This is a genomic window from Methanocalculus sp. (assembly GCF_029762515.1).
In the GTDB taxonomy this organism is placed as follows: domain Archaea; phylum Halobacteriota; class Methanomicrobia; order Methanomicrobiales; family Methanocorpusculaceae; genus Methanocalculus.
The window spans coordinates 1-2,035 of sequence record NZ_JARVGN010000397.1; the positions used below are offsets into that span (position 1 = coordinate 1).

The following is a 2,035-nucleotide window of genomic DNA, read 5'->3' on the forward strand; positions in this document are numbered from 1 at the left end:
TCCGTTCAAGCCTGAGGAGTTCGGTTGCAATCTTCCGGAACCAGGTTTCATTGTCAAAGATGATACACCCGTCAACAACACGCTCAATCGCCTCGATCTGGTCTGCTGCCGCAGCAGAGATCCGTTTCCCCTCATCCCGCATGGGGAGTGTCAGGATACTGACAACCGGTTCATAAAACGAGTCCCTGATCTTCCCGACCAGCAGGGGGATGGCACCGGCATGCCTTCCGCCAAGTCCTGAGCAGATGATGACTGCATCAATCTCAACGGTACTGCACTGCTGGATATGCTGGATCATCTCCGCAACATCAAGGATCTCCCCATCAATTTGATCTGTGTTATTATCAAGCATAGGAAGAACAATCCGTTGTGTATGGGGGATGTAGTTCAGTTCTTTTATGCTTGAGAGATCGGTATCTATTGCAACAGCCAGCACACTGCTGGTTCCACTCCTCCTGTCGTGATCATAGAGAATATCGGTGATCCGTGATCCGGCTCCACCAAGTCCGATGATAAGTGCTTTCATATCTGATTATTCCATTAATGCATGGAGCAGCGGGGTGCCGGCGTCCATGGTACTGGTATTCTCATATTATCCCGAAGACATAAAGCCTTTCACTCCGGGTTCTTGAGATCTTTATCTCGTAAACCTACTTTTCCGACCATTTTGCACAGGGATTTTCCTTCTGAGGGAGCAGTATCAGGGGTAAATGATAATGATTATAAGTGTGTGTGTGAAACAACTCACTGAGGTGAATTTACCTTGAGCTATGGAATTGAATTCGTCCCCGGAAACCTCTCTGTCAAACAGGTAGTAAATTACTGCAAACTTGCAGAGACGAAAGATATTGACTATGCCTGGATTACCAACCACTACAACAACAGACACTGCTACCCGATCCTCGGAGCAATTGCAGCTGCCACAACCGAACTGAAGGTTGGTCCCGGTATCATGAACGCCTTCACCGACACTCCAGCGGCGATGGCATCATTCATATGCACCTTAAACGAGATCTCAGACGGACGCGCAATTTTGGGTATCGGTCCTGGTGACCTGTCAACACTCCCAAAACTCGCAATCGACCCTGCAAAGCCGGTTGCTCGCCTGAACGAAGCCGTCACTCAGATCAAAGCCCTTTGCTCCGGCGAAGAAGTGAAGAAGACCGGTCTTGAGTTCTTCGACTATGATGGTGCAAAACTCACCGGTGTCCAGCTTCCCGGCAAAAAGGGCATTCCGATCTACATCGGTGCACAGGGTCCGAAGGTCCTTGAACTTGCAGGCACAATCGGAGATGGTGCACTTATCAACGCATCAAACCCCAAGGACTTCGAAGTTGCTATCCCGATCATCAAAGCCGCCAACGAAAAAGTCGGCAAGAAGGGATTCGATATCGGTGCATACACCGCGATGTCCATCGACATGAGCGAGAAGAAGGCGCGCAATGCAGCAAAGATCGTTGCCGCATTCATCGCCGCAGGATCGCCACCCGCACTCCTTGAGCGCCACGGCCTTGACCTGAACAATGTCGCAAAGATCAAGGAAGCCCTCTCAAGATTCGACTTCAAGACGGTCGGCGGGCTCGTCGGCGATGGTGAGATTGACGCATTCACCATTGCAGGCACACCTGACATTGTCAAACAGAAGTGTGAGGACTTAACGAAATCCGGTGTCACCCAGATCATCTTCGGCTCCCCACTCGGACCCGACATGGTCAACTCGATCCGGCTCCTCGGCAAGTACGTCGTATAATCTTCCTGATACAGGAATATTCATACCTCTCTCACAATTTTTTCAAAACCTTTTTAGCTTCTTTTGATCACCCTTTTAACGTGTCGTTCTTCTCTACAACAGAGATCCGTGTCCCTGGCTCTGTGATCAGTTACAGGACGGAATTCGCAACAGGCATCTCCTCAAGGATCAGCCCTTTCCGTGGAACACGAGGGATCAACGCCGGTGCCATTCCCCCTTCACATCAGGATAACGACCCGGAATGTCCTTTCTGCCGGGAACAGATCTTTACTGCGACATCGGGTT

The 2,035-nt window shown here is 50.3% G+C and carries 1 protein-coding gene and 2 pseudogenes; 2 read left to right on the plus strand and 1 reads right to left on the minus strand.

The window, feature by feature from the left end; genetic code table 11:
• Window positions 1-526: pseudogene (locus QCH34_RS11400) on the minus strand (cell division protein); the annotation flags it as partial.
• A 237-nt stretch (window positions 527-763) separates the two neighbouring features.
• Between QCH34_RS11400 and QCH34_RS11405 the strand changes: the two are divergent.
• Both QCH34_RS11405 and QCH34_RS11410 read left to right on the plus strand, forming a co-directional pair.
• On the plus strand, window positions 764-1,750 hold the full coding sequence (locus tag QCH34_RS11405; RefSeq protein WP_300334264.1) for a 5,10-methylenetetrahydromethanopterin reductase: 987 nt from the start codon (window positions 764-766) through the stop codon (window positions 1,748-1,750).
• A gap of 80 nt (window positions 1,751-1,830) precedes the next feature.
• Window positions 1,831-2,035: pseudogene (locus QCH34_RS11410) on the plus strand (hypothetical protein); the annotation flags it as partial.